The organism is Bacillus sp. JJ783 (assembly GCF_036963225.1).
Taxonomy (GTDB): Bacteria; Bacillota; Bacilli; order Bacillales; family Bacillaceae_G; genus Bacillus_A; species Bacillus_A cereus_U.
This window is the reverse complement of sequence record NZ_JBALMG010000037.1, coordinates 19,868-41,188: the sequence shown is the minus strand read 5'-3', so window position 1 is coordinate 41,188 and position 21,321 is coordinate 19,868. Positions and strand designations below refer to the sequence as shown.

Sequence of the window (21,321 nt, the reverse complement as noted above, 5' to 3'; positions counted from 1 at the left end):
AGGGAGGCATTTTATATGCATTTACATTTTACTCCGCGTCAAATTGTGGAAAAATTAGATCAATACATCATCGGTCAAAAAGATGCAAAGAAAGCGGTTGCTGTAGCTCTACGAAATCGATACCGTCGCAGTAAATTAGTTGAAAATTTACGTGATGAAATTGCACCTAAAAATATTTTAATGATTGGACCGACAGGTGTTGGTAAAACAGAGGTAGCACGGCGAATGGCGAAACTCGTTGGAGCACCTTTTATTAAGGTTGAAGCGACGAAATTCACAGAAGTTGGATATGTGGGTCGAGATGTAGAGTCGATGGTCCGCGATCTTGTTGAAACGTCCGTTCGCATTGTGAAAGAGGAAATGGTAGTTAAAGTTCAAGATAAAGCAGAAGAGCAAGCGAATCAACGTCTTGTTGAAATTTTAGTGCCGAGTCCGGAGAAACAATCTGGATTTAAAAATCCATTAGAAATGCTTTTTGGTGGTAATCAAAATTCAAACCAAACATCTGATGTAGAGGAAGATGATGAAATCGAAAAGAAACGTCAAGATGTGGAAAGAAAGCTTGCGGCAGGCCTTCTTGAAGATGAAGTGATATCGATCGAAGTGACGGAACAACAGTCTTCTATGTTTGATATGTTGCAAGGAACTGGCATGGAGCAAATGGGAATGAATTTCCAAGATGCACTAGGAAGTATCATGCCGAAAAAAACGAAAAAACGTAAACTTTCTGTAAAAGAAGCAAGAAAACTCTTGACAAATGAAGAGGCACAGCGCTTAATTGATATGGATGAAGTTACACAAGAGGCTGTTTATCGTGCTGAACAGCTCGGGATTATTTTTATCGATGAAATTGACAAAATTGCTGGTAAGCAGTCGAATAGCGTAGATGTATCGCGTGAAGGTGTGCAACGTGACATTTTACCGATTGTAGAAGGATCGAATGTAGCGACAAAATACGGATCAGTAAAAACGGATTATATTTTATTTGTTGCAGCTGGAGCGTTCCATATGTCTAAACCGTCGGATTTAATTCCGGAATTGCAAGGGAGATTTCCGATTCGAGTAGAATTAACAAAATTATCGGCGGATGATTTTGTTAAAATACTAATCGAACCTGACAATGCGCTAATTAAACAGTACATGGCCTTATTAGCGACTGAAGGTATAGAAATTGAATTTTCAGACGAAGCTATTCGTAAGATTGCTGAGATTGCTTATCAAGTTAATCAGGATACAGATAATATTGGAGCGAGAAGACTTCATACTGTTATGGAGAAGCTCCTTGAAGATTTATCGTTTGAGGCATCTGAAATTACGTTAGAGAAAATAACGATAACACCTCAATATGTTGAGGAAAAATTAGCGACAATAGCTAAAAATAAAGATGTGAGCCAGTTTATTTTGTAATAGTGTCATCAGGTGACTCGCCCTAGTTTCCAAGTGATGAAAAAATATGTAAGTAACATGTAGGAGGAAATTTTGAAATGGAATTATTAGCAAAAACGAGAAAATTAAATGCGTTATTACAGAGCGCAGCAGGAAAGCCTGTAAACTTTAGAGAGATGTCTGACACAATGTGTGAAGTAATTGAAGCAAACGTGTTCGTTGTAAGTCGTCGCGGTAAATTATTAGGATATGCGATTCACCAACAAATCGAGAACGAACGTATGAAACACATGCTTGCAGAGCGTCAATTCCCAGAAGAGTATACGCAAAGCTTATTCAATGTTACAGAAACATCTTCAAATTTAGGTGTGGATAGTGACTACACAGCATTCCCAGTAGAAAATAGAGAATTATTCGGTCAAGGTTTAACTACAATCGTACCAATCGTTGGTGGCGGTGAGCGTCTAGGTACACTAGTATTAGCTCGTCTTGGTCAAGAGTTCTTAGACGATGATTTAATTCTTGCTGAATACAGCTCAACTGTTGTAGGTATGGAAATCTTACGTGAAAAAGCAGAAGAAATCGAAGAGGAAGCACGTAGTAAAGCTGTTGTTCAAATGGCGATTAGCTCATTATCTTACAGTGAGTTAGAAGCAATCGAGCATATCTTCGAAGAATTAAACGGAACAGAAGGTTTACTTGTTGCAAGTAAAATTGCTGATCGCGTAGGAATTACTCGTTCTGTAATCGTAAATGCACTACGTAAATTAGAAAGTGCTGGTGTTATTGAGTCTCGCTCTTTAGGTATGAAAGGAACATACATTAAAGTGCTAAACGACAAGTTTCTACAGGAACTTGCTAAATTAAAAACAAACTAATTTATAAAAAAACTCTCCTCGGTTGAGGAGAGTTTTTTGTTTTTTTAAGAGAATGATTTTGCTTACGTAAGGCGTCATGACAACGTTCATTAGAAAACTATTAATTAACCTTCAATTCCTTGCTTAAAGGAATTGAAGGTTGGTAATACTAGAATTTGAGCGTGAAAAAAAGAAAGTTTTACATTGTTCGCATTTTCGACTTGATTGTAATATTTCAGTATGATATAGTAAGCAGTGGTGTCAGTACAAAGTACACACGTTTACTGATTTAAGTGTTGGTGCTACGTTCGTAGTTTCGCTTAGAGATGAAGTAAACGGAGGATATCAAAAAACCATTTAGGAGGAACTAAATTATGTCAGTAATTTCTATGAAGCAATTGCTTGAAGCTGGTGTTCATTTCGGACATCAAACTCGTCGTTGGAACCCAAAAATGAAGCGTTACATTTTCACAGAGCGTAACGGTATCTACATCATCGACTTACAAAAAACTGTGAAAAAAGTTGAGGAAGCTTACAGAACGATGCGTGACATCGCTGCTGAAGGCGGAGACATCTTATTCGTAGGTACTAAAAAGCAAGCACAAGAAGCTATTAAAGAAGAAGCAACTCGTGCTGGTATGTACTTCGTTAACCAACGTTGGTTAGGTGGAACTTTAACAAACTTCCAAACAATCCAAAAGCGTATCAAGCGTCTTAAAGATATCGAAAGAATGCAAGAAGATGGTACTTTCGAAGTACTTCCTAAGAAAGAAGTTGTTCAACTTAAAAAAGAGTTAGAGCGTCTTGAGAAATTCTTAGGCGGTATTAAAGATATGAAAGGTCTTCCAAGTGCATTATTCGTAGTAGACCCTCGTAAAGAGCGTATTGCAGTTGCTGAAGCACGCAAATTACACATTCCAATCATCGGTATCGTTGATACAAACTGTGATCCAGACGAAATCGATCACGTTATCCCAGCAAACGATGATGCAATTCGTGCTGTAAAACTTCTTACATCTAAAATGGCAGACGCGATCCTTGAAGCAAAACAAGGTGAAGAAACTGTTACTGCGTAACAAATTTGGAAAGGTGATAAGGGGTTCGGCCTTTTATCACCTTTTTTAAGGTATAAATACATATTTTAGGAGGATGAAAAACATGGCAATCACTGCACAAATGGTAAAAGAACTTCGTGAAAAAACTGGCGCAGGTATGATGGACTGCAAAAAAGCTTTAACAGAAACTAACGGCGACATGGAGAAAGCAATTGACTTCTTACGTGAAAAAGGTATTGCGAAAGCTGCTAAAAAAGCAGACCGCATCGCTGCTGAAGGTTTAACTTTCATCGAAACAAACGGTAACGAAGGTTTAATCTTAGAATTAAACTCTGAAACTGATTTCGTTGCGAAAAACGAAGGTTTCCAAGCATTAATTAAAGAACTAGCTGCTCACTTATTAGCTAACAAACCTGCTAACGTTGAAGAAGCTATGGCTCAAACAATTGAAGGCGGCAAAACAGTAGAAGAGCACATCAATGAAGCAATCGCTAAAATTGGTGAAAAACTTACACTTCGTCGTTTCGAAATCGTATCAAAAACTGATGCAGATGCATTCGGCGCTTACCTACACATGGGTGGACGTATTGGTGTATTAACAGTTCTTGAAGGTTCTACTGATGAAGCAGCTGCTAAAGATGTAGCAATGCACATTGCAGCAGTTAACCCTAAATACATCGACCGCGATGCTGTAACAGCTGAAGAAGTTGAGCATGAGCGTCAAGTATTAACACAACAAGCTTTAAACGAAGGCAAGCCTGAAAAAATCGTTGCGAAAATGGTAGAAGGCCGTCTTGGCAAATTCTTTGAAGAGATTTGCTTACTTGACCAAACATTCGTTAAGAATCCTGACATGAAAGTTCGTCAATTCGTTGAGTCTAAAGGCGGAACATTAAAAGGATTCGTTCGCTACGCTGTTGGTGAAGGTATCGAAAAACGCGAAGACAACTTTGCTGAAGAAGTAATGAACCAAGTAAAAGGTAACAACTAATACAGATTAGGGAACACATTGTGTTCCCTTTTTTAAAATAAAGATGTAAGCAATTGGAGGTTCATTATGAGTAAACCGAAATATAATCGTGTCGTTTTAAAGCTGAGCGGAGAAGCTTTAGCTGGCGAGCAAGGATTTGGAATTAACCCAGCTGTTATTAAGTCAGTTGCGGAACAAGTGAAAGAAATTGCAGAACTTGATGTAGAGGTTGCTGTTGTTGTTGGTGGCGGTAACATTTGGCGTGGGAAAATTGGAAGCGAAATGGGTATGGATCGTGCAGGAGCAGATTACATGGGCATGTTGGCAACAGTTATGAATTCATTAGCTCTTCAAGATAGCTTAGAGAATATTGGAATTCAAACTCGCGTACAAACTTCAATTGAGATGCGTCAAGTGGCAGAGCCTTACATTCGTCGTAAAGCAATTCGTCACTTAGAGAAAAAACGTGTTGTTATCTTTGCTGCAGGTACTGGTAACCCATACTTCTCTACAGATACAACAGCAGCATTACGTGCAGCTGAAATCGAAGCGGACGTTATTTTAATGGCGAAAAATAATGTGGATGGCGTGTATAGTGCAGATCCATCTATTGACCCAACAGCTACGAAATACGAAACACTTACTTACTTAGATGTATTAAAAGCAGGTTTAGGTGTAATGGATTCTACAGCTTCTTCTTTATGTATGGATAATGATATTCCATTAATTGTATTCTCGGTTATGGAAAAAGGTAACATTAAACGTGCCGTTTTAGGCGAAAATATTGGAACAGTTGTAAGGGGGAAATAAATTATGGGACAACAAGTATTGAAGTCTTCAAATGAAAAAATGGAAAAAGCAGTTGCTGCTTATTCTCGTGAATTAGCAACAGTTCGCGCTGGTCGTGCAAGCTCGTCTGTATTAGATAAGGTACAAGTTGATTACTATGGTGCACCAACACCAGTTGTGCAATTAGCGAACATTACAGTTCCAGAAGCACGTTTGCTTGTAATTCAACCTTATGATAAAACTTCTATCGGTGATATTGAAAAAGCAATTTTAAAAGCAGATTTAGGCTTAAACCCTTCTAATGATGGAACTGTAATTCGTATTGCATTCCCTGCATTAACAGAAGAGCGTCGTCGTGATCTTGTAAAAGTTGTGAAAAAATATGCTGAGGAAGCAAAAGTTGCTGTTCGTAACGTACGTCGTGACAGTAATGATGACCTTAAGAAGCTTGAAAAAGCTGGCGACATTACAGAAGATGATTTAAGAGGATATACTGAAGATATCCAAAAAGAAACAGATAAATATATTGCAAAAGTTGACGAAATCGCAAAAAACAAAGAAAAAGAAATTATGGAAGTGTAATAGCGATAATTTCGCAAATATGACCCTCTTCTTAAGGGGGTCTTTTTACACTTTTAGGCATACGTCTGCTTGTTGGAGGGTATGAATGATGTTTAAAAAGTTTCCTTTTTTTAAAAGTAAAAAGGTCACATCGTTTGATCATCTCATTGAAAAAGTGAAAAAAGGATATATCCCAGAACATATTGCTATTATTATGGATGGTAATGGAAGATGGGCAAAGAGAAGAGCCATGCCTCGCATTGCTGGTCATCATGAAGGTATGCAAGTTGTGAAGAAAATCACAAAATTTGCAAGTAAGCTTGATGTGAAAGTATTAACTCTTTATGCTTTTTCGACTGAGAACTGGAAAAGACCGAAAAAAGAAGTTGATTATTTGATGAAGCTTCCAGAAGAATTTTTAGGTGCATTTTTACCAGAGTTGATTGAAGAAAACGTACAAGTCCGAGTAATAGGGCAAAAAGATCGTCTTCCTACGCATACGCGCAGAGCGATGGAAAAAGCCATGGAAGATACGAAAGAGAATAAGGGATTAATTCTTAATTTCGCGTTAAACTATGGAAGTCGAGATGAAATCGTTTCTGCTGTGCAACATATGATGAAAGATAGTGAGGAAGGAAAAATTCGTTCGGAAGAAATAAGTGAAGAAATGATTTCTTCTTACTTAATGACGAGTTCTTTACCTGATCCAGAGTTGTTAATCCGTACAAGCGGAGAGCTACGTATTAGTAATTTCATGTTATGGCAAATTGCTTATTCGGAATTTTGGTTTACAGATGTGTATTGGCCAGATTTTACCGAGGAACATTTGCTAAATGCGATTACAGACTTTCAACATAGAGGGCGCAGATTCGGAGGCGTGTAGAAAGAGAGGGTTTGGTAGTGAAACAGAGAATTATTACTGGAGTGATTGCTGCCGCGCTATTCATTCCCATCGTAATTTACGGTGGCGTGCCTTTTACAGTTTTAGTGTATGCACTTGCTTCTATAGGTTTATATGAATTAATTCGTATGAACAAGCTTACGCTTATTTCGGTACCAACAGTTTTAGCTGCAGTATTATTGTGGATTATTTTAGTTCCGAGTAGTGCATCAGAACTGTTTACGTGGATTGGATTAGGTAAATTAGAAATCACATTTGTGATTGTTTTATTACTTTTATCATATACAGTCCTTTCTAAGAATACATTTACTTTTGACAATGCTTCATTTTTACTTATGGCAACGACATATGTTGGAATGGGATTCTTATATTTAAATGAAACGAGAATATTAGGAATCAAATATGTGTTCTGTGCACTATTTGTCATATGGGCAACTGATTCAGGTGCCTATTTCATAGGAAAAGCATTTGGAAAAAGAAAATTGTGGCCAGAAATTAGTCCGAATAAAACGATTGAAGGTTCATTAGGCGGTATTGTTTGTGGAATTGTTGTTGCACTTGTTTATAACATGTTCTTCCCAGTAGAAGCGAATGTAGGAATTTTAATCGTTCTGACGATTATCATTTCTATTTTTGGACAAATTGGTGATTTAGTGCAATCTGCCTTTAAACGCCATTATGGTGTAAAGGATTCCGGTACAATCTTACCTGGACATGGTGGTATTTTAGATCGAACAGATAGTTGGTTATTTGTATTACCAATTCTATACTTCTTATTACAATACAATTAATAAATGAACGAGGGGTTGGAGTCATGAAAAACATTAGTTTACTAGGTGCAAGCGGATCAATCGGTACACAAACATTAGATGTGTTACGCTCGCACCCAGACCAATTCCGTCTCGTTGCTTTTTCTGTAGGGAAAAATGTTGATTATGCAGTAAAGGTAATTCAAGAATTTTCCCCGCAAATTGTCTCTGTGCAAAGAGAGGAAGATGTTTTAAAATTACAAGCTGTTTCTGGTAATACAAAAGTCGTATATGGTAGCGAAGGCTTATTAGAAGTAGCGCTACATCCCGATACAGAAATTGTAGTGAATGCTGTTGTAGGTAGCGTAGGGTTATTACCGACACTCCGTGCAATTGAGGCGAAAAAAACAATTGGAATTGCAAACAAAGAAACGTTAGTAACTGCAGGGCATCTTGTAATGGAAGCAGCACGAAAACATAATGTATCGTTACTTCCAGTAGACAGTGAACATTCAGCTATTTTTCAATGCTTGAATGGTGAAAATGAAAAAAGAATCTCTCGCTTAATTATAACTGCTTCAGGCGGAAGTTTTCGTGATAAAACGAGAGATGAATTGCATCAAGTGACCGTAGAAGATGCACTTCGTCATCCAAACTGGTCAATGGGTTCGAAAATTACAATTGATTCTGCTACAATGATGAATAAGGGGCTAGAAGTAATTGAAGCGCACTGGCTTTTTGGTATCCCTTATGAGCAAATCGATGTTGTTCTACATAAAGAAAGTATTATTCATTCTATGGTTGAATTTGAAGATCGTAGTGTAATGGCACAGCTTGGCTCACCTGATATGCGAGTACCGATTCAATACGCGCTTACATATCCTGATAGATTACCTCTTTCAGACACGAAACAGTTAAATTTATGGGAAATGGGAACATTGCATTTTGAGAAAATGAATCAAGAGCGTTTCCGTTGTCTACGTTTTGCGTATGAAGCTGGAAAGACAGGTGGAAGTATGCCGGCTGTAATGAATGCGGCAAATGAAGTAGCTGTTGAAGCTTTTTTACAAAAGAGAATTGGTTTCTTAACAGTGGAAGACCTCATTGAAAAAGCAATGCACCATCACACTGTCATTGCACGTCCGAGCTTAGAGGAAATTCAGGAAATTGACGCAGCCACAAGACGGTTTGTGATGGAACAAATTTAGCAAAGGTGGTTATGGAATTGAATACAGCGATTGCCTTTATATTAATTTTCGGTGCACTCGTATTTTTCCATGAGCTAGGGCATCTATATTTCGCAAAAAGAGCAGGTATTTTGTGCCGCGAGTTTGCGATTGGTTTTGGTCCGAAAATATTCTCATTTGAAAAGAATGAAACGGTGTATACGATTCGATTACTGCCCCTTGGTGGCTATGTAAGAATGGCTGGCGAGGATGCGGACACAGTTGAGTTAAAACCTGGAAAAAAGGTTGGGCTTGTATTAAATGAAAAAGACGAAGTTGTGAAATTAGTTTTTGACGGACATGAAAAATATCCAAATGTTCGTGTCATTGAAGTCGAACAAGCTGATTTAGAGCATAATCTTACAATTTCGGGTTATGAAGAGTACGAGGAAGAGCTGCAAACATTCCGAGTGAATGAAAAAGCTCGTATCATTTCTGCGGGAGAAGAAATTCAAATCGCTCCGTACAATAGACAATTTGGCTCTAAAAAATTGGGCCAACGCGCTCTAACAATCTTTGCAGGTCCTGCAATGAACTTTATTCTAGCATTTGTTATTTTTGTGATTCTTGGATTTGTACAAGGAGTTCCTGTTGACAAACCGATGGTTGGAAAAGTAATGGGGAATAGTGCTGCAGAACAAGCTGGATTAAAAGAAAACGATACAATTCAAGCAATCAATGGTAAGAACACTAGTACATGGAAAGATGTTGTAACGATTGTACGTGAAAATCCAAATAAAGAAATTACGTTACATGTAAAGCGTGATAGTGAGCAATTTAATTTGAAAGTAACACCAACGCTTGATAAAGAAGGAAAAGACGAAGTTGGTAGAATTGGTGTTTATTCTCCTGTAGAGAAAACAGTGATGGGTTCTATTAAATCAGGATTTGAACAAACATACGAATGGACGAAACTAATTTTTGATTCTCTTGTGAAATTAGTAACGGGTCAATTTTCTATTAATGAGTTGTCAGGTCCAGTAGGAATTTATAATCTAACAGATCAAGTTGTAGATTATGGATTTACGCGTGTACTAAGTTTAGCGGCAGTTTTAAGTATTAACCTTGGTTTATTTAATTTATTACCAGTCCCAGCTTTAGACGGTGGACGTTTGTTCTTCTTCTTAATTGAAGCGTTACGAGGAAAACCAATTGATCGTCAAAAAGAAGGAATGGTTCACTTTATTGGGTTTGCATTATTAATGTTGCTTATGTTAGTTGTAACATGGAATGACATCCGTAAGTTTTTCTTGTAAAATAAGAAGAAGTTTATAATGAAATAGAGCTCGTAGAATAAAATCCCTCACCTAACTCGAGGTGAGGGATTTTATTGCGTGTAAGAGTAAAATGAAGAGGTGCGAATAAATGAAACAAAGTATGGTATTCAGTCCTACATTACGTGAAGTTCCAGCAGATGCTGAAATTAAGAGTCATCAATTATTACTTCGCGCAGGGTTTATGCGTCAAAATGCTTCTGGTATTTATAGTTTTCTACCATTTGGTTTAAAAGTGTTACACAAAGTAGAACGTATTGTTCGTGAAGAAATGGAGCGCGCAGGGGCAGTAGAACTATTAATGCCAGCTATGCAAGCTTCTGAATTATGGCAAGAATCAGGCCGTTGGTATTCTTACGGATCAGAATTAATGCGTATGAAAGATCGTAATGCACGCGAGTTTGCGTTAGGGGCAACTCATGAGGAAGTAATTACAGATCTTGTACGTGATGAAATTAAATCATACAAAAAACTACCATTAACATTATATCAAATTCAAACAAAATTCCGTGATGAGCAAAGACCACGTTTCGGTTTATTACGCGGAAGAGAATTTTTAATGAAAGATGCGTATTCTTTCCATGCAACACAAGAAAGTTTGGATGAAGTATATAGCGGTTTATACAAAGCGTATTCTAATATCTTTGCTCGTTGTGGTTTGAATTTCCGTGCAGTTATCGCTGATTCTGGAGCAATGGGCGGAAAAGATACACACGAATTTATGGTGTTATCTGATGTAGGTGAAGATACAATTGCGTATTCTGATACATCTGATTATGCGGCAAATATTGAAATGGCTCCTGTTGTTGCTACGTATACGAAGAGTGATGAAGCCGAAAAAGCACTTGAAAAAGTAGCAACTCCAGATCAAAAAGCTATTGAAGAAGTATCTGCATTCTTAAATATTGCAGGGGAAAAATGCATTAAATCTATGGTGTTTAAAGTAGATGAGAAATTAGTAGTAGTACTTGTTCGTGGCGATCATGAAGTCAATGATGTAAAAGTGAAGAATGTATACGGAGCTTCAGTCGTTGAGCTTGCTTCACATGAAGAAATAAAAGAGTTATTAAACTGTGAAGTGGGTTCTTTAGGACCGATTGGTGTTACAGGGGATATCGAAATTATCGCTGACCATGCTGTAGCATCAATTGTCAATGGATGTTCAGGAGCGAACGAAGAAGGATTCCATTATGTAAATGTAAATCCAGAACGTGACTTTAAAGTAAGTCAATATACAGATTTACGCTTCATCCAAGAAGGAGACCAATCTCCAGATGAAAATGGAACAATTCTTTTCGCACGTGGAATTGAAGTTGGTCATGTATTCAAATTAGGAACTCGTTATAGTGAAGCAATGAACGCAACGTTCCTAGATGAAAACGGAAAAACAAAACCACTTATTATGGGTTGTTACGGTATCGGTGTATCTCGTACAGTCGCAGCAATTGCAGAGCAGTTTAATGATGAGAACGGTTTAGTTTGGCCAAAAGCTGTTGCACCGTTCCATGTGCATGTAATTCCAGTAAATATGAAATCTGATGCACAACGTGAAATGGGTGAAAATATCTACAACTCATTACAAGAGCAAGGATACGAAGTATTACTAGATGATCGTGCAGAACGTGCAGGTGTTAAATTTGCAGATGCAGATTTATTCGGTCTTCCAGTTCGTGTTACAGTTGGTAAAAAAGCAGATGAAGGTATTGTAGAAGTGAAAGTACGTGCTACAGGCGAGTCTGAAGAAGTGAAAGTAGAAGAACTTCAAACATATATTGCTAATATTTTAAAATAAGAAGAGGTACCTCGTAATGAGGTACCTTCTCTTTCTTTGTAAACGTATTTTGTAAAAGAAGAAGGGAGAAATCTTTCTTTGTAGTACGTTTCAATTTATAATAGCAAATGGAAGGAGAGTGCTTATGTCATTAACAAATGAACAACAAGAGCGATTTCAAATTTTGCTCCAACAGTTGCAAATACCAGAAGACCTTATAAATCAATATTTACATGGCGGTGGTATTGAAAAGCTAGTTATTGATAAAGCGAATAAAAGTTGGCATTTTGACTTACAAGTGCCACGTATTTTGCCGACAGAATTATATGAGTTGCTAGAAACGAAGCTTAAGCAATCATTTTCTCATATTGCAAGAACAACATTTGCATTAGAAACAGAGAATAAACAATTTACAGAAGAAGAAGTGAAGGCATATTGGCCGCTTTGTACAGAACGAATTACATTTTCACCTATGTTCGCGTACTTAAAGAAGCAACTTCCGCAGGTCAATGGCGTGAAGTTGCTAGTAAATGTGAATAATGAGCTGGAATCTACTGCTTTAAAGAAAAACGTTGCGAAACCAGTAGGTGATCAATACGAAGCTTTTGGATTCCCACGTTTTCAGTTAGACACACATATAAAGCAAAATGCAGAAGAAATGCAAAAGTTTCGTGAGCAAACACAGGAAGAAGATCGTCAACGAGTTATACAGGCTATGGAAGAGATGGCTAAAAAGCAAGCTGAAGAAAGTGATGTTGTTCATGAAGGACCAGTTGTGCTTGGTTATCTTATTAAGCCAGATGAAGAGATTACGCCGCTGCGTGAAATTCAAGATGAAGAAAGAAGAAAAACCGTTCAAGGGTATGTTTTCCATGTAGAGACGAAAGAACTTCGTAGTGGACGTACGCTATTAACTTTAAAGATAACGGACTATACGAACTCTATTATGATTAAGATGTTCTCACGTGATAAAGAAGACATCCCGATGTTACAATCCTTGAAAAAAGGAACGTGGGTAAAAGCGCGTGGTTCAGTTCAAAATGATACATTCGTGCGTGATTTAGTTATGATCGCAAATGATATAAATGAAATAACGGGGCCTTCTCGTAAAGATAAAGCAAAAGAAGGGGAAAAAAGAGTAGAACTTCATCTTCATACTCCAATGAGTCAAATGGATGCTGTTACTTCTGTTTCTAAGCTCGTTGCCCAAGCAGGAAAATGGGGGCATGAGGCTATTGCAGTTACAGACCATGCTGTTGCACAGTCATTCCCAGAAGCATATTCTGCTGGTAAAAAGGCTGGAGTTAAAGTTCTATATGGTGTAGAAGCGAATTTAGTTAATGATGGTGTGCCAATAGCGTATAACGAAGCACATCGTCTACTTGCAGAAGAAACATATGTTGTCTTTGACGTTGAGACAACAGGGCTATCTGCTGTATATGATACAGTCATTGAGTTAGCTGCTGTAAAGATAAAAGGTGGCGAAATTATTGATCGCTTTGAATCTTTCGCAAATCCTCATCAACCATTATCGGCAACGATTATTGAACTAACAGGTATTACAGATGATATGTTAACTGATGCACCAGAAGTGGACGAAGTGTTTAAAAAGTTTGAGGAATGGATGGGTGACCATACGCTTGTTGCTCATAACGCAAGCTTCGATATGGGCTTTATTAACGTAGGTTTTAAAAAGGCTGGGATAGAAAAAACGAAAAATCCAGTTATTGATACGTTAGAACTTGCACGGTTCTTATTCCCAGAAATGAAAAATCATCGATTAAATACGATGTGTAAAAAGCTTGATATTGAATTAACGCAACATCATCGTGCGATTTATGATACAGAAGCAACGGGATATTTACTTGTGAAGATGTTAAAAGATGTGATTGAAAAGGGATTTGAATATCACGATCAACTAAACGATAGTATGGGACAAGGGGATGCATATAAACGTGGGCGTCCAAGTCATATGACATTACTTGCCACATCAGATGTTGGGTTGAAAAATTTATATAAACTTGTTTCATATTCTCACTTGAATTACTTTTATCGTGTACCACGTGTACCACGATCACTATTAAAAAAATATCGTGAAGGCATTATAGTAGGAACAGCTTGTGACAAAGGTGAAGTGTTTGAAGCTATGATGCAAAAAGCGCCTGAAGAAGTAGAAGAAATTGCGCAGTTCTACGATTATATTGAGGTCATGCCTCCAGAAGTGTTACGTCATTTAGTAGAACGTGAACTTGTTCGAGATGAAGGACAGTTAAAAACAATAATTTCTAACCTAGTAAAACTAGGTGAGACGTTAGATAAGCCAGTTGTTGCTACTGGGAATGTGCATTATTTAGATCCAGAGGACGCGATATATCGGAAAATTTTAGTCAGTTCGCAGGGCGGAGCTAATCCGTTAAATCGCCATTCATTACCGCCTGTACATTTCCGTACAACAAATGAAATGCTAGATTGTTTTTCATTTTTAGGTGAAGACAAAGCAAAAGAAATTGTTGTGACAAATACACACAAGATTGCATCATTAATTGGTGATGTTCATCCAGTAAAAGATGATTTATATACACCGAAAATTGAAGGTGCCGATGATGAAACACGTGATATGAGCTATGTAATGGCACGAAGTATCTATGGAGATGAACTACCGGAAATTGTAGAAGCTCGTTTGGAAAAAGAATTGAAAAGTATTATTGGACATGGATTCGCCGTTATTTATTTAATTTCACATAAGCTTGTGAAAAAATCGTTAGTAGACGGTTATTTAGTAGGTTCGCGTGGATCGGTAGGTTCATCATTTGTTGCAACGATGATGGAAATTACAGAAGTAAACCCATTACCACCGCACTATGTATGTCCAGAGTGTAAACAATCAGAGTTCTTTAATGACGGTTCTGTAGGTTCTGGTTTTGATTTGCCAGATAAAGAATGCCCAACATGTAATGTGCCATATGTGAAAGATGGACATGACATTCCTTTCGAAACGTTCCTTGGATTTAAAGGGGATAAGGTACCCGATATCGATTTGAATTTCTCCGGAGAATACCAACCACGCGCCCATAACTATACGAAAGTATTGTTCGGTGAAGATTATGTATACCGCGCAGGAACAATTGGTACGGTTGCGGAAAAAACCGCTTATGGGTATGTGAAAGGTTATGCTAATGATCATAACTTAACAATTCGAAATGCAGAGATTGATCGCTTAGTTGCGGGATGTACAGGTGTAAAGCGTACAACCGGACAGCATCCAGGTGGTATTATCGTTGTACCAGATTACATGGATATTTTTGACTTTTCACCAATTCAGTTTCCTGCTGATTCAATAGGTGCTGAGTGGAGAACAACGCACTTTGACTTCCACTCAATTCATGATAATTTATTGAAACTTGATATATTAGGACACGATGATCCGACTGTTATTCGTATGCTTCAAGATTTAAGTGGTATTGACCCGAAAACAATCCCAACGGATGATCCAGAAGTAATGAAGATTTTCTCTGGTCCAGAATCTTTAGGGGTAACGGAAGAACAAATTAACTGTAAAACAGGTACACTTGGTATACCAGAGTTTGGTACGAAATTCGTAAGACAAATGTTAGAAGAAACGAAACCAACGACGTTTTCAGAGCTTGTCCAAATTTCTGGACTGTCCCATGGTACAGATGTATGGTTAGGTAATGCGAATGAATTAATTTATAACGGTACGTGTACACTGAGTGAAGTTATCGGTTGTCGTGATGACATCATGGTATATTTAATTTATCAAGGCTTGGATCCATCATTAGCCTTCAAAATCATGGAGTCGGTGCGTAAAGGTAAAGGTGTACCAGAAGAATGGGAAGAGGAAATGAGAAATAACAATGTACCAGGTTGGTATATTGATTCATGTAAGAAGATTAAGTACATGTTCCCTAAAGCCCATGCGGCTGCTTACGTACTTATGGCTGTACGTATCGCATACTTTAAAGTACATTTCGCGCTTTTATTCTATGCGGCATATTTTACAGTTCGTGCAGATGACTTTGATGTAGAGGCGATGGCGAAAGGTTCAGCATCCATACGTGTAAAAATTGATGAAATTGCACAAAAAGGATTGGATGCAGCACCGAAAGAGAAGAGTTTATTAACGGTACTAGAAATGACACTTGAAATGTGTGAGCGTGGTTATTCATTCCAAAAGGTTGATTTATACCGCTCGCATGCAACTGAATTTATAATTGATGGGGATACTTTAATTCCTCCATTTAATGCAGTGCCTGGTCTTGGTACAAACGCAGCTTTCAGTATTGTTGAAGCTCGTAAAAATGGTGATTTCTTATCAAAAGAAGACTTACAGCAGCGCAGTAAGGTTTCTAAAACAATTATTGAGTATTTAGATGGTCAAGGTTGTCTAGGAGATTTACCGGATCAAAACCAATTGTCACTGTTCTAATAGGTAGGAAAAGTCTTTGCAAATCAACATTTGCTATGGTATACTGTAAATCGAGATAACCATGTCATGTATATTTTGTGAAAAAGAGAGTGGGGAAACCCACTCTTTCGTGTTACTATCTACATTTTGTTCATGTAGATAGTAAAGATATTTCTGTCGTATATACATATTTTGTTACAAGTTTTACTTCTTAAATTTGGTAATACTAAGACAGATATTCCCTGCTTAACGGCAGGGGCTTTTGTTAGCTAACGAGAAAGAATAAGATAGACCGTCTTTATGAACGGGATCTTTTCTTGTAAATGGTACATGGCGGCAGGAAGGAGGCTGTTTATGGATAAGAAAGTCACAGAAGTTGTAGAAGCATTTGCGCAGCCAATCGTTGAAGAGTTAAATCTTGAACTTGTAGATGTAGAGTATGTGCAAGAAGGACAAGACTGGTTCTTACGCGTATTCATCGATTCTGAAAAGGGAGTCGACATTGAAGAATGCGGTGCGGTAAGTGAACGTTTAAGCGAAGCTTTAGATAAAGAGGATCCAATTCCTCATCTTTACTTTTTGGATGTATCATCTCCTGGAGCGGAACGCCCATTAAAGAAAGAGAAAGACTTCCAGCAAGCGATAGGAAAACAAGTGGCAATTAAAACATATGAGCCGATTGATGGTGAGAAGATGTTTGAAGGAAAGCTACTTTCCTACGACGGTACTACAATTACACTACTATTAACAATTAAAACACGTAAAAAAGAAATCCAAATTCCAATGGATAAAGTTGCGAATGCGCGACTTGCTGTTACGTTTTAGTAAGAAGGGGGATCTTCATGAGCACTGAGTTGTTAGATGCTTTGCTCGTATTAGAGTCAGAAAAAGGTATTAGTAAAGATATTATTATTGATGCGATTGAAGCAGCATTAATCTCTGCTTATAAACGCAATTTCAACCAAGCACAAAACGTTCGTGTGAGTTTTAACCCAGAAGTGGGAACAATTCAAGTTTTAGCACGTAAGGACGTTGTGGATAATGTATTTGATCCACGTCTTGAAATCTCTGTAGAAGAGGCAAGACAAATTAATCCAAACTACCAAGATGGCGATGTACTAGAAATTGAAGTAACGCCAAAAGATTTTGGTCGTATTGCAGCGCAAACTGCAAAACAAGTTGTAACACAGCGAGTTCGTGAGGCGGAACGTGGTGTTATTTATTCGGAATTTAGTGATCGTGAAGAAGACATTATGGTTGGTATTGTACAGCGCCAAGATGCTCGTTTCATCTATGTAAGCTTAGGTAAAGTAGAAGCTTTATTACCTGTAAGTGAGCAAATGCCAAATGAGCAATATAAACCACATGATCGTATTCGCGTATTTATTACAAAAGTAGAAAAGACAACAAAAGGACCACAAATTTACGTATCACGTACACATCCTGGTCTTTTAAAACGTTTATTCGAAATGGAAGTTCCAGAAATTTATGATGGAACTGTAGAAATTCGCTCTGTAGCACGTGAAGCAGGCGACCGTTCTAAAATTTCTGTATATGCAGAGAATATCGATGTTGATCCAGTAGGTTCTTGTGTAGGACCGAAAGGACAACGTGTACAACGCGTTGTAGATGAACTAAAAGGTGAAAAGATTGACATCGTTCGCTGGTCGAATGACCCAGTTGAATATGTTGCAAATGCTTTAAGTCCATCACAGGTTGTTAAAGTACTTGTAGATGAAGCAGAGAAAGCAACAACTGTTGTTGTTCCAGATCACCAGCTTTCATTAGCGATTGGTAAGCGTGGACAAAATGCGCGTCTTGCAGCTAAATTAACAGGCTGGAAAATTGATATTAAAAGTGAGTCTGATGCGAAACAACTTGGTATTGTGACAGAAGAAGATAACGTAATCGCATTCGGATTCGATTCAGCTGAAGACGAAATCGAATAGAGGTGATGAGTATGAGCAATCGAAAAGTTCCGTTACGAAAATGTATTGCGACGCAAGAGATGAAATCAAAACGAGAGCTAGTTCGCATTGTTCGTTCCAAAGAGGGCGAAGTGTCTATTGATTTATCAGGAAAAAAATCAGGACGAGGTGCATATTTATCAAAAGATAAAGAAAGCATTATTCAAGCCCAAAAGAAAAACATTTTGGAACATCATCTAAAAGCGAAAATCGACAGTTCTCTGTACGAAGAGCTTCTTGAGCTTGTTGAGAAGGAGTCGAAATAAGTGTCTGATTGGAAATCATTTTTAGGACTAGCAAACCGCGCTCGAAAAATTATTTCGGGTGAAGAACTCGTTTTAAAAGAAGTACGAAGTGGCAAAGCAAAGCTAGTATTGCTTTCTGAAGATGCGTCAGCGAACACTACAAAACGCATCATTGATAAAACCACGTACTACAACATACCAATGAGAAAAGTCGAAAATCGACAACAATTAGGGCATGCGATTGGGAGAGACGAGCGAGTCGTTGTAGCTATTTTAGATGAAGGCTTTGCGAAAAAGCTACGTAGCATGCTCGATACAAATTACCGGGGGTGAAGGTATGAGTAAAATTCGAGTACATGAATATGCAAAAAAAAATAATATCTCAAGTAAAGATCTTATGACAAAACTAAAAGAGATGAATATCGAGGTTTCGAATCATATGACAATGTTAGAAGATGAAGTAGTAAACAAATTAGATAATCAATATAACACTGGAGCGGAAAAACCTTCTGTTGCAGATGAGTTTGAAGTAGAAGAGAAAGTTGTTCGCAGTAAAAAGAACAGCAATAAGAATAAGAAAAAAGGCAAAGCAAATGAAGACAAACGTCAAGATAACTTTGCTGGAAGACAACAAACACAAATAGTAGAAACGCCAGATAAAATCACTTTCTCTGGAAGCCTTACAGTAGGTGACCTTGCTAAAAAGTTAAGCAAAGAGCCATCTGAAATTATTAAAAAGCTCTTCATGCTAGGAATTATGGCAACAATTAACCAAGACTTAGATAAAGATACAATTGAGTTAATTGCAACTGATTACGGTATTGAAGTAGAAGAAGAAGTAGTTGTAAGTGAAACTGAATTTGAAACATTCATCGATGAGCAAGATGATGAAGAAAACTTAAAAGAACGTCCAGCTGTTGTTACAATTATGGGACACGTTGACCATGGTAAAACAACATTGCTTGACTCTATCCGTAATTCAAAAGTAACTGCTGGCGAAGCTGGTGGAATTACTCAGCATATCGGTGCATACCAAGTTGATGTAAATGATAAGAAAATTACGTTCTTAGATACACCAGGTCACGCGGCATTTACAACAATGCGTGCTCGTGGTGCACAAGTAACAGATATTACAATTCTTGTTGTTGCAGCTGATGACGGTGTTATGCCACAAACAGTTGAAGCGATTAGCCATGCGAAAGCAGCTGGAGTACCAATTATTGTTGCTGTGAATAAAATGGATAAACCAGCGGCAAATCCTGATCGTGTAATGCAAGAATTAACAGAATATGAATTAGTTCCAGAAGCTTGGGGCGGAGACACGATTTTCGTACCAATTTCTGCGATTCAAGGCGAGGGAATTGACAACTTACTAGAAATGATCCTTCTTGTGAGTGAAGTAGAAGAATATAAAGCAAATCCAAATCGCTATGCAGCTGGTACTGTAATTGAAGCACAGCTTGATAAAGGTAAAGGAACTATCGCGACATTACTTGTTCAAAACGGTACACTTCGAGTTGGAGATCCAATTGTTGTTGGAACATCATTCGGTCGTGTTCGTGCAATGGTAAGTGATATTGGTCGTCGTGTAAAAGTTGCTGGTCCATCAACTCCTGTTGAAATTACAGGTTTAAATGAAGTGCCACAAGCGGGAGATCGTTTCATGGCATTCGCTGATGAGAAGAAAGCTCGTCAAATCGGTGAATCACGTGCACAAGAAGCGTTAGTTGCACAACGTGGTGAGAAATCTAAATTCAGCCTAGAAGATTTATTCCAACAAATCCAAGAGGGCGATGTAAAAGAAATTAACTTAATTGTGAAAGCAGACGTACAAGGTTCTGTAGAAGCAATGGCAGCATCACTTCGTAAAATTGATGTTGAAGGCGTAAAAGTGAAAATTATTCATACAGGCGTAGGTGCGATTACAGAATCTGATGTTATTTTAGCTTCTGCATCTAATGCAATTGTAATTGGATTTAACGTACGCCCTGATGTGAATGCGAAGCGTACAGCTGAATTAGAGAAAGTTGATGTTCGTTTACACCGTATTATCTATAAAGTAATCGAAGAAATTGAATCAGCAATGCAAGGTATGCTGGATCCAGAATTCGAAGAAAAAGTAATCGGTCAAGCGGAAGTTCGTCAAACATTCAAAGTAACAAAAGTTGGAACAATCGCAGGTTGTTACGTAATAGACGGTAAAATTACACGTGATAGTGGCGTTCGTATTATCCGTGATGGCGTAGTAGTCTTCGAAGGAAAACTTGATACGTTAAAACGTTTCAAAGACGACGTAAAAGAAGTTGCACAAAACTATGAGTGTGGTATTACAATTGAGAGATATAATGATCTTAAAGAAGGGGACATCATTGAAGCATACGTTATGGAAGAAGTGAAGCGATGATTATCGCTTCACTCTCATTCGAGTGTATGATTTACGATGTGCATTCTTTAAAAGAGAAACGAGCAATTTTACAACGTGTGTTAACTCGTGTGAAACAGCGCTATAATGTAGCTGTTTCTGAAGTTGGGCATCAAGATGTATGGCAACGTACAGAAATTGCAATTGTTTCCGTATCCTCAAATCGTGTTGTCTGTGAAAAAGAAATGAATCGTGTACTTGAGTATATCGATTCATTTCCTGAAATTGAACGTACGATAACACATTTGGAATGGTATTGAATGAGGTGAAGAGTTATGAAATTACGTGCGAACCGTGTGGGCGAGCAAATGAAAAAAGAATTAGGCGACATTATCAGTCGTAAAATTAAAGACCCACGTATTGGATTTGTTACAGTAACAGATGTACAAGTAAGTGGAGATTTACAAATTGCTAAAGTATACATTTCTGTTTTAGGTGACGAAGAACAGAAAGAAAATACATTAAAAGGTTTAGCGAAGGCAAAAGGCTTTATTCGTTCAGAAATTGGCCAACGTATTCGTCTTCGTAAAACACCAGAAATTACCTTTGAGTTTGATGAGTCTATCGGATATGGTCATCGAATTGATACACTTTTACATGAAATTAATAAAGACGGTAAACGTGAAGAATAATGGATAGACATTTGTCTATCCATTTTTTCAATGTAAAATAAGTTTTGCATAATTGCAATTACTATAAAAGAATAACGATGAGGTGAATAT

The 21,321-nt window shown here is 37.7% G+C and carries 19 protein-coding genes; all 19 read left to right on the top strand.

The window, feature by feature from the left end; all coding sequences use genetic code 11:
• The first annotated feature begins 15 nt into the window (after nt 1–15).
• Nucleotides 16–1,407, top strand: a complete 1,392-nt coding sequence (gene hslU, locus V7038_RS07720) for an ATP-dependent protease ATPase subunit HslU (RefSeq protein WP_002111373.1) — start codon at nt 16–18, stop codon at nt 1,405–1,407.
• Nucleotides 1,408–1,484: 77 nt separating this feature from the next.
• Nucleotides 1,485–2,264 carry a GTP-sensing pleiotropic transcriptional regulator CodY gene (codY, locus tag V7038_RS07715; RefSeq protein ID WP_002014541.1) on the top strand — a complete coding sequence of 260 codons (780 nt, stop codon included), beginning with the start codon at nt 1,485–1,487 and terminating at the stop codon, nt 2,262–2,264.
• A 353-nt stretch (nt 2,265–2,617) separates the two neighbouring features.
• Entirely contained in the window at nt 2,618–3,319 is a 702-nt protein-coding gene (gene rpsB / locus V7038_RS07710) for a 30S ribosomal protein S2 (protein ID WP_000111485.1), read from the top strand.
• Nucleotides 3,320–3,401: 82 nt separating this feature from the next.
• Nucleotides 3,402–4,289, top strand: coding sequence for a translation elongation factor Ts (tsf, locus tag V7038_RS07705; protein ID WP_002088177.1), 888 nt, complete (start codon nt 3,402–3,404; stop codon nt 4,287–4,289).
• A 66-nt stretch (nt 4,290–4,355) separates the two neighbouring features.
• On the top strand, nt 4,356–5,078 hold the full coding sequence (gene pyrH, locus V7038_RS07700; RefSeq protein WP_002111372.1) for a UMP kinase: 723 nt from the start codon (nt 4,356–4,358) through the stop codon (nt 5,076–5,078).
• A 3-nt stretch (nt 5,079–5,081) separates the two neighbouring features.
• Nucleotides 5,082–5,639 carry a ribosome recycling factor gene (frr, locus tag V7038_RS07695; RefSeq protein ID WP_000531506.1) on the top strand — a complete coding sequence of 186 codons (558 nt, stop codon included), beginning with the start codon at nt 5,082–5,084 and terminating at the stop codon, nt 5,637–5,639.
• 85 nt (nt 5,640–5,724) lie between these two features.
• Nucleotides 5,725–6,501, top strand: a complete 777-nt coding sequence (locus V7038_RS07690) for an isoprenyl transferase (RefSeq protein ID WP_335469763.1) — start codon at nt 5,725–5,727, stop codon at nt 6,499–6,501.
• A gap of 17 nt (nt 6,502–6,518) precedes the next feature.
• Complete coding sequence (gene cdsA / locus V7038_RS07685; protein ID WP_000813576.1) at nt 6,519–7,310, top strand: phosphatidate cytidylyltransferase; 792 nt, start codon at nt 6,519–6,521, stop codon at nt 7,308–7,310.
• Nucleotides 7,311–7,333: 23 nt separating this feature from the next.
• Nucleotides 7,334–8,476, top strand: a complete 1,143-nt coding sequence (gene dxr, locus V7038_RS07680; RefSeq protein ID WP_002014547.1) for a 1-deoxy-D-xylulose-5-phosphate reductoisomerase — start codon at nt 7,334–7,336, stop codon at nt 8,474–8,476.
• Between the two features lie 17 nt (nt 8,477–8,493).
• Complete coding sequence (gene rseP / locus V7038_RS07675) at nt 8,494–9,750, top strand: RIP metalloprotease RseP (RefSeq protein ID WP_335469759.1); 1,257 nt, start codon at nt 8,494–8,496, stop codon at nt 9,748–9,750.
• A gap of 109 nt (nt 9,751–9,859) precedes the next feature.
• Nucleotides 9,860–11,560 carry a proline--tRNA ligase gene (locus V7038_RS07670; RefSeq protein ID WP_335469757.1) on the top strand — a complete coding sequence of 567 codons (1,701 nt, stop codon included), beginning with the start codon at nt 9,860–9,862 and terminating at the stop codon, nt 11,558–11,560.
• Nucleotides 11,561–11,684: 124 nt separating this feature from the next.
• Nucleotides 11,685–15,986: a PolC-type DNA polymerase III gene (locus V7038_RS07665; RefSeq protein WP_002199544.1), complete on the top strand. Its 4,302-nt coding sequence runs from the start codon at nt 11,685–11,687 to the stop codon at nt 15,984–15,986.
• Nucleotides 15,987–16,319: 333 nt separating this feature from the next.
• Nucleotides 16,320–16,790, top strand: a complete 471-nt coding sequence (gene rimP, locus V7038_RS07660; RefSeq protein ID WP_002111367.1) for a ribosome maturation factor RimP — start codon at nt 16,320–16,322, stop codon at nt 16,788–16,790.
• A 17-nt stretch (nt 16,791–16,807) separates the two neighbouring features.
• A complete protein-coding gene (gene nusA, locus V7038_RS07655; protein WP_002111366.1) occupies nt 16,808–17,914 on the top strand; it encodes a transcription termination factor NusA in 1,107 nt (368 codons plus the stop codon).
• Between the two features lie 11 nt (nt 17,915–17,925).
• The gene (rnpM, locus tag V7038_RS07650) at nt 17,926–18,198 is read left to right on the top strand and encodes an RNase P modulator RnpM (protein ID WP_002088161.1); all 273 of its coding nucleotides are present in this window, start codon (nt 17,926–17,928) and stop codon (nt 18,196–18,198) included.
• The gene (locus V7038_RS07645; protein ID WP_002111365.1) at nt 18,199–18,510 is read left to right on the top strand and encodes a YlxQ family RNA-binding protein; all 312 of its coding nucleotides are present in this window, start codon (nt 18,199–18,201) and stop codon (nt 18,508–18,510) included.
• A gap of 4 nt (nt 18,511–18,514) precedes the next feature.
• A complete protein-coding gene (gene infB, locus V7038_RS07640; RefSeq protein ID WP_002111364.1) occupies nt 18,515–20,581 on the top strand; it encodes a translation initiation factor IF-2 in 2,067 nt (688 codons plus the stop codon).
• Nucleotides 20,578–20,859 carry a DUF503 domain-containing protein gene (locus V7038_RS07635; protein WP_002088157.1) on the top strand — a complete coding sequence of 94 codons (282 nt, stop codon included), beginning with the start codon at nt 20,578–20,580 and terminating at the stop codon, nt 20,857–20,859. The genes infB and V7038_RS07635 overlap by 4 nt, the downstream gene beginning before the upstream one ends.
• A gap of 15 nt (nt 20,860–20,874) precedes the next feature.
• The gene (rbfA, locus tag V7038_RS07630) at nt 20,875–21,231 is read left to right on the top strand and encodes a 30S ribosome-binding factor RbfA (RefSeq protein WP_000776437.1); all 357 of its coding nucleotides are present in this window, start codon (nt 20,875–20,877) and stop codon (nt 21,229–21,231) included.
• The last annotated feature ends 90 nt before the right edge of the window (nt 21,232–21,321 follow it).